The 7,798-nt window shown below is 66.2% G+C and carries 7 protein-coding genes; all 7 read right to left on the bottom strand.

Annotated features, from left to right (window positions below):
* Positions 1-1,817: hypothetical protein (locus EYQ35_03010; GenBank protein ID HIF63111.1), on the bottom strand; the 1,817-nt coding region annotated here is incomplete at its 3' end.
* Positions 1,818-1,866: 49 nt separating this feature from the next.
* The gene (locus EYQ35_03005) at positions 1,867-3,261 is read right to left on the bottom strand and encodes a DNA polymerase III subunit epsilon (GenBank protein ID HIF63110.1); all 1,395 of its coding nucleotides are present in this window, start codon (positions 3,259-3,261) and stop codon (positions 1,867-1,869) included.
* Between the two features lie 119 nt (positions 3,262-3,380).
* Positions 3,381-4,385, bottom strand: coding sequence for a hypothetical protein (locus EYQ35_03000; GenBank protein HIF63109.1), 1,005 nt, complete (start codon positions 4,383-4,385; stop codon positions 3,381-3,383).
* Entirely contained in the window at positions 4,382-5,455 is a 1,074-nt protein-coding gene (locus EYQ35_02995) for a hypothetical protein (GenBank protein HIF63108.1), read from the bottom strand. The genes EYQ35_03000 and EYQ35_02995 overlap by 4 nt, the downstream gene beginning before the upstream one ends.
* 22 nt (positions 5,456-5,477) lie before the next feature.
* Positions 5,478-5,777, bottom strand: coding sequence for a hypothetical protein (locus EYQ35_02990; GenBank protein HIF63107.1), 300 nt, complete (start codon positions 5,775-5,777; stop codon positions 5,478-5,480).
* Positions 5,778-5,864: 87 nt separating this feature from the next.
* Positions 5,865-6,659, bottom strand: coding sequence for an RNA methyltransferase (locus tag EYQ35_02985; protein ID HIF63106.1), 795 nt, complete (start codon positions 6,657-6,659; stop codon positions 5,865-5,867).
* Positions 6,647-7,786 (bottom strand): hypothetical protein, encoded by a 1,140-nt coding sequence (locus EYQ35_02980; protein HIF63105.1) that lies wholly within the window; start codon positions 7,784-7,786, stop codon positions 6,647-6,649. Before EYQ35_02980 ends, EYQ35_02985 begins: the two co-directional genes overlap by 13 nt.
* Positions 7,787-7,798: the final 12 nt, after the last annotated feature.

Here is a 7,798-nt window from a genome sequence, read left to right as displayed (position 1 = left end):
TTCGCCACGAGCCTGGCCAGGCTGCTGCCGCAAGCTCGGCTACCCTGCATAACCTCGGCCGTCACCAGCGTGCCCCCCCTGAGCAGCCTATCCACCTCGGGCAACAACTGCGCCGAGGCCGCGTGGCCCCTCAGCACGCCGTAAGCATCCATGCGCAGTATCGATTCCTGCACTCGCGCGACATGACGCGGCACACCCAGGTGCTCGAGCAGGGAAGCGAGCAGGTGCACCGACGATTCGAAACCGGTGCTTATGACCTCGTCGGCACCGAGCTTTTCGAGCACCGATATTTCTTCCTCGTTACCAGCGCGCGCGAGGATCGGCGCATCCGGGTTCATCTGCCGGAGCAACCTGACTGCCGCGCGCGTGGCCCAGGGATCGCCCAGCCCTACGACCACGGCCCTGCAGTTGGCTCCACCGGCGGCCTCGAGGGTGGCGCGCCGCGAGGCGTCGCCGAAACGCAGATCGTAGCCATCGCCAACACCCTCGTTCACGCGGTCAACCGCGAGATCAAGTGCCACGAACGACAGGCCCGAGGAGTCAAGCACGCGGGCCATGGCGCGTCCCGCCTGCCCGTAGCCGAGCAGCAGCACGCGCTCGCTGCCCGGAGCACCGGCTCGAGCGTTGGCCTGTTGGTCGTCGCCACCCGGGGCGCTGATATCAATGTCGTATAGCCGCCGCGCAGCCTGGGTGGCAAAAGGCGTAACGGCCATGCTCAGGATGGCCGCGCCGAGAAAACCCTGGAAGAACGCATCGTCGATCAGGCCCAGGCCCAGCGCTTCCTGCCCGAGCACGAAGGAGAACTCGCCCACCTGGGCCAGGCCCACGCCCGCCATCAGGCCCACGCGAACAGAGCGCCAACCCAGGGCCACCACTGCCGCCGAAACCGCGCCCTTGAGCAGCACGGCGGCGAGAATCGCCAACACCAGCAAGCCCCCGGAGCCGATCTCGGCGGGAGCGAACAACAGACCCACGCTCGTAAAAAACACCGCGAGAAACGCGTCCCTGAGTGGCAGCAACTCGGCCGTGGCCTGCTGGGCGTAGGGACTGCCCGACAAGGCCAGGCCGGCCAGAAAAGCACCCACGGGCAACGACAAGCCCAGCGCCGACGCGCCCATGGCCGTGCCCAGCGCCACCAGCAGGGCCAGCGGCGGAAACAACTCCGCGGCGCCCGCCCGCGCGGCCAGCTCGAGCAAGGGCGGCAACAACGCGCGCGCGGCGACCAGCAGGAACACAACGGCCGCGACCGCCCGCGCGACCCCCATGGCCAGCTCCAGCGCCGAAGCGTTGGCGGCGCCACCGAGCAGCGGCAGCACCATCATCATGGCCACCAGGGCGAGGTCCTGGAACAGCAGCACGCCGGCCGCTGCCTGGCCGTGCGGAGCGCTCAGCTCACCGCTGACCGAGTAGAGCCGGAACACCACCGCGGTGCTCGACAGCGACACGAGCATGCCCCCCACGACGGCCACCTGCATGGTGAGCCCCATTTCGTGAAACAGCAGCGTCGTGGCCCCGGCCGTCACGACCACCTGGGCGCCACCGGTAGCGAGCAAGCGAGCCAGCCGCTGGCGAAGACCTACCAGCGAGAACTCCACGCCAACGCCGAACAGCAGCAGGGCAACGCCCAGTTCGGCCAGGCGAGCGAGGTTGTCGCTGTAGCCGAGCAGGCCCAGGCCGGCCGGGCCGGCAACAACGCCGGCCAGCAGCCAGGCCACCATGGCCGGCAGTCCCAGCAGCCGCCCGGCCAACAGGCCCGCGCAGGCTATGGCCAGCAGGAGTACGAGATCGATAAGCACCGTGGCCCATAGTTGCGGCAACCCGCAGCCCTCTCAAGGGCAAGCGCCTGCCGCTGAGCGCCGCGCGTGTTCAGAGCTGGACTATTTCTATTTTTGCCCCGGCGGCACCCGAGAACAGTTGCTGCACCAGCAGACGATAAACGTCGCGGTCGGGGCTACGGCTTTCGGGCAGCACCGGGTTGTCGTACCACTGGGCCTCGTCGGCCACCGTGGCCAGGTGGCGCCAGCGATCAACGACGTGCAGTTCGCTCATGCGCCCGGCACGGTTGTGCTCGCGTATGCCTATGGGCCCCTTCCACGGCCAGGCCTTGTGGCGCAGGCCCGTCATGGCCACGCGCACGCGCGCGTTGTGACCCTGGGCGCTCTCCTGCCCCAGGCAGGCACCACGGCAGCGTCCCAGGCGGTGGCCGAAACAAGCGGGGCCCAGCTTCTCCAGGCGCATGCGCCGCCTGCACAGTTCGTGTTCCAGGCACAACTCGTCCAGGCGGGCCTCGGCCTGTTTACGACTACGAAACATTCCGTAGTAGCGCTCACTGTCGGCCGGGTCCCAGTCGTCGGTGAGACGTGCGCCGAGGTAGCCGTCGCGGTCCTCGACGAGTTCGACGGCCAGTGCGCGCGCGCTTCCCTTGAGCGCGCGGTTGTAGAGCGGGCGCGCAGTCTTGACGGTGCGGGCCTCGAGCAACAGGGCGCCGAGCTCACCAGCCGTCTCGGTCCACTCTACGTCGCGCACCTGTCGCGCCAGCCTCGCGTCGGTCAGGGTCGCGCTCTGCGAAGAAAAGTGCGACAGCACCCGGCTGCGCAGCCGCACGCTCTTGCCCACGTAGAGCAGGCATCGCCGCTCGCCGTAGAACCTGTACACACCAGGGCTGTCGGGAATCGAAGCCACCAGGTCGGAATCGAGACCGGCGGGCAGCGTTGGCAGGCAGAGCAAGGCGGCGACTTCCTGCTCGACCCGGTCGCGACCCAGCTCGCGCTCGGCCAGCTCGACAAAAGAAAGCACCGCCTCGATGTCTCCCATGGCCCTGTGACGAGCGGCGCAGTTGAGGTCGTGGCGCTCGAGCAGGGCACTGAGCGCGTAGCTGCGGTGGCCGGGAAACAGCTTGCGGGCCAACCGCACCGTGCAAAGCGTGCGGGCTTGGAAGCTTCGGTTGGCGCGCTTGAACTCCGCTCGCAGAAAGCCGTAGTCGAAGCGCGCGTTGTGGGCCACGAGCACCGCGCCGTCGAGCATTTCGAGCAGGTCGTCGGCCAGGTCAACGAAGCTCGGAGCCTCTCGCACCATCTCGTCGCTTATACCCGTAAGGCCGGTGATGAAGGACGGGACCGGGCAGCCGGGGTCCACCAGGCTCGACCAGCGCCGCAGCTCCTTGCCGTCGTGCACGCGTATGAGTGCCACCTCGGTCACGCGGTCGGCGACCGCGCGGGTTCCGGTGGTTTCGAGATCGACGTAGACGAAGTCGCCTTTCATGAGCTGCCTATCACGACCTGGCTTTCAGGCCACGGGCAGTGTAACCCGGTGGCCGGCTCACAGCGTGAGCCACCCTCCGGTTGCGCACAAAGGGGGCGGCGTCCGATAACCCCCTTTTCTTAAGCAGGCGATTGCCTGCCCGCCAGCACGCGGGGCCGGGGCCACTCAGCGACCGTGGCGCGGACAATAACAACGCCGTCGCTCTCCAGCTCGACCACGCTGCCGGCCTCGGCCATGGCCGCGGGAAGGTAAGCCAGCGCCAGGGCCACTTCGCTGTCTCCCCCCGCGCCCATCGACACGCTGGTCACGATATCGGCAGGGCTGCCGCCGGCTACCTGCAACCCGGCCACCTCGGCTGCGTCGAGACCAGCGCCGGCCGGGTCAAGTTGCAACAGGCACAGGAGATGGTTGACGCGTCCGCGGCTGACGCTGCGCTCGATTACTTCCTGGCCCACGTAGCAGCCCTTGGCAAAGTGAATGGCCCACTCCAGCCGGGCCTCGATGGCCATCCGTTGCTCGTCCACGTCGACCCCGACCAAGGGCATACCGCTTTCTATCCGCATGCGATCCAGCAACGCCGGCTCGCCCATGCTTGCCCCGAGTTCCTGGAGAGCGGCGCTCACCTGTGCAGGGTCTGAGCCCGGACCAGGCAGCAATTCCAAGGACGGCACGCAGAGGTCCGCGCGCCGTCGCAGGCTGAGATCCAAACCCGAAAGGTTCAGCTCCGAAAAATCCGACGCCGCGCCGGCCAGCAAGGCGGGCGCGTTCTGCCCCAGCAGCAACAGCGACCCGGCCTGCTCGCAAGACTCGAACTCAACGTCGTCGGCCACGATGAATTCCTCGAGCGCGGCCATCACCGAGTTGGACCTGCCGCGGTCAACAACGAGCAAGAGATCATCGGCACGACGGTAAACCGCCAGCATCTCCTGCACGCGCCCCTGCCGCGTGAGCAACAGCGAGTGGGCACCCTGCCCCGGGGCCAGTCCCGCCACGTCGCAGCTCAGCCGGCCGTGCAGGTACTCAACCGCGTCGTCGCCGACAACGGCAAGGCTCATCAAGCACGGGGCCTCCACCAGCACGCAACCGTCGAGGCCACGGCCGTCAACCGTGCCGCCTGCGCTCACGCCGTGTAGTGGCTGCGCCGGCGAACAGCCAGCTCACGCTCCAGGTAAAAAATATCCACCCGTTGCGGCCCGTCTTCGCCTTCCTTCGCTGGGCGGTGCTTGTAACCCCTGAGCGTGACCGCCAGCAGGCCGAGGTCCTCGCGGCCCGGGTAGTCTCCCACCGAGCGGATCTCGGTCTCGGCAAAAACCGTGTCACCGGCGAACAGCGGCGCGGTATGGCGACCGGTGGTGTAGACGACATCAGCCGGCGAGTTGTCGGCTATGTCGGGACAGCTCAGGCCCAGGCAGAGATTGAACGGAATGCCCCCAAAAATGATCAGGCGACCACCGATGTATTTTTCCGGGTTCTGGTCAATAAGGAACTGGTTGCAGTGCACCTGGCTGGTGTTGTCGAGCACAGCCGTAAGAGCAATGTGTTCGTCGGTCATGACGCGGCCGCGCGAGTGCGCGTAGACGTCGCCCGCCGTGAAGTCCTCCATGTAACCGTGGTCGCTCGACAGGTAGGCGCGCGAGTCGTAGTCGGCCCCCGGATCCCAGGCCGGGATCTCGGGCGAGCACTCCACCGAGGGCTTCTCGTCGAGCTCGCCCGCGTCGACCTTGGCGGCCAGGTCTTTCTTCCACACCTGCACCTTTCTCTCGAAGGCAATAACGACCCGCCCGTCCTGCTTGCGGCCAACCGTGCTCACGTGTACGACACCGCGGTCGTTGTCCTTGGACGATGGCTTGATGCCCACCACCGTGGTCTCGGCCTCGAGCGTGTCGCCCACGTACACCGGCGCACCGAAGCGCATGTTGATGTACTCGAGGTTGGCGCGCGCGTTTTCCGAAATGTCTTCTACCGTCTGCGAGAAGACCACGTTCATAACCAGGCCCGGCGGACAGACCAGCCCCTCGAAGCCGTGCAACCTGGCGAACTCCGCGTTCTTGCAAAGCGCGTTGGTCGTAAAGTTGAACTCGGTAAAGGCGTTGAACAGGCCCTCGTTCACCGTCTTGCCACCCTTGTGGCGAAACACGTGCCCCAGCCTGAAATCCTCGAGGTAATGCCCGGTTTTTCTTGCGATCACTGCCACTGTCTACCGTCTCTCCTGCGCCCTAGAGCTTGGCGGCAACTTCACCGTAAAACTCGACAGAAGGCGGCCCTTCCACTTTGCCCCCGAGCTCACCGTTGAGTTGCTTCATGCGATCCGACCCGATGTGAGAGTCCAGTGCCGCGCGGCTCGTGTAGCGTTCGAACACGAGAAAGTCGCGCGGGTCTGACGCCGACTGGTTGAGGGTGTAGGTCAGGGTGTCGGCTTCGTTTTCGGTCACCCAGTTGACCATGCTCGAGAGCGCTTCGGCCACCTCGTCTTCGCAGTTCTCGGCCGCTCTTAACTTTGCTGTTATGACTACCATTGCTTTCCTCCGTGGCCGCAAGGTAGTCGCTGCCCTGTTCGCTTGCAAAGGGGCGCACCGCGACGGCAGGTTGTCAAAGAGAACAGTTCAGCGCAGGCGGCGGCCCTGTTTTCGCTTGGCGAGGGCCACCTCGCGGCCACCTTCTGCAAACCAGCTCACCTGCCGCGCCAGGCCGCGGACGATGCGCAGCTCTCGTTCATCGAGCCCGGCCCTGCCGAACACCGACCTGAGCGACTGCATGATGTGACCGGGGTTGTCTTCGGACAGAAAACCGATCTGCAGCAGGGCCTGCTCCAGCGCTTCCATGGCCGCGTCGGAGGCGCCGGCGTCGGCGCGCGGGTGCTGCTCGTCAACGGAATCGCTCCCCGACGTCGGCAACTTGCCTTCACCGGCTCGACGCAGTTCGTACAGGCACAGCAGAACGGCCTGGGCCAGGTTGAGAGAGCGATAACTCTCCTCGGTGGGAATGCAGGCCAAGCGGTGACAGGCGGCGATTTCACTGTTGGACAAACCCCGGTCCTCGGGCCCGAACACGAGCGCTACCGGCCGCGGGTCGCCGTGGTCGTGCTCGGCCAGCAAGCTGGCGGCCACCTGGCGCACGTCGCTCGTACGGCTGCGGTAGGGGCCCTCGCGCGCGGTAGTACCCACCACCGTCGTGCAGCCAGCGACGGCCTCCTGCAGGGAAGAGCAGCGCAGGCGCGCTTCGAGAACCGGGTGCGCGTGCACCGACATGATGCGAGCCTGCTCAAGATCGAACTCCTCGTTCACCGTGCACAGGGATGCCCCGCCCATGTTGGCAATGGCCCGGCACACCGAGCCCACGTTGGCCCCGCCCTGGGGGCCGACGAGTACCACCCTGCAGGAAAAGCTCAGCGGTCTGATACCAGCTTGCGGATGTTGTCCTTGAGCGCCGCCAGCTGCACGCGGGTTTCGCTGATGCGCTGCTCGGCTTCGTCAAGAGCGCGACGGTGTTCTTCACCAGCACGATTGAGTTCGCTGCGCAGCAGATCGATCTCACCGCGGGCCTGCTCGTATAGTGCCGCTTGGTGATCGGCAACTTCCAGGCGTTGCTTGAGCATACCGAAGAGATCGTCGCCCGATGTCACCGACGCATTCCGGGTCGACAAGACTTCGGCCAGTCCGCCGGCAGTGCTCTCGGCCACCTGCGCCTGGGTGGACTCCTGCAAAGACTCCTGCACCGGGGGAGACACCGGGGCAGTCACCGGGGCAGTCACCGGCTCGGGCGGCGGCGTGATTTCGTGGGGCGGCGCTGCTTCGTGGGCCAAGGTGGCTTCGTCGGTGTCGGCCGGCTGAGCGTCTTCCTGCAAGGGGACGTCCTCACCCGGCTGAGCGTCGTCGGCAAAGTTCCAGTTATCGGCCGACACGGATTCGCGCAGATCGCCGTCTGTTTCAGGAACGAGCAGGTCCTGCGCTTCTTCGCCCAGCAGCGAAGAAGCCGCCATCAGTTCGGCCCCGCGGGGATCGGCCTCGGACTTCCACGTGACCTCAAAATTGCAGCGTTCTTCGTCCTGCAGCCGGCAGCCTTCCACGTGGCGCACCCGCACTCCCTTGCCACCCGAAGCCTGCAAGCGTTGAGCAAGCTCGCCGGCCACCGCTATGCAACTGTTGGCGAAGCCCGGCATTCCCGCGTAGCTGATCCTGGCCTTGAAGGGCTCTTCAAGCCTGGTCTCGAATCCGCTGCCGTACTCGCCCCTGAAGGCCGACGGCAGCCGGTCGAGGTATTCGAGCAATTCCGGCACCGACAGGTAACGGCCCTCGGGAATCGCCTTCTGCGCCACGTAGGCAAAGCCGCGGGCGAAGCTGCTGTCGCGCGGCGCGCTGCGCATCAACTCGTTAAAACGACTGGCGATCTCACCGTTCCACGGATACCAGGAATCGGCATCGTACTCGGCAAAGCTCTGTCGCTCGGCACGCGACAGCGAGGGATGCATGGCCGAGAGAAACCGGAACAGCTTACCCGATACTTCGCCGTCTATAGACTTGTCCACCACTTCAAGCGC

Source organism: Candidatus Binatota bacterium, from assembly GCA_012960245.1.
Lineage (GTDB): Bacteria > Desulfobacterota > Binatia > UBA1149 > UBA1149 > UBA1149.
Note: the sequence above shows the minus strand (reverse complement) of the source record. Positions and strands in the feature narration are given on the sequence as shown.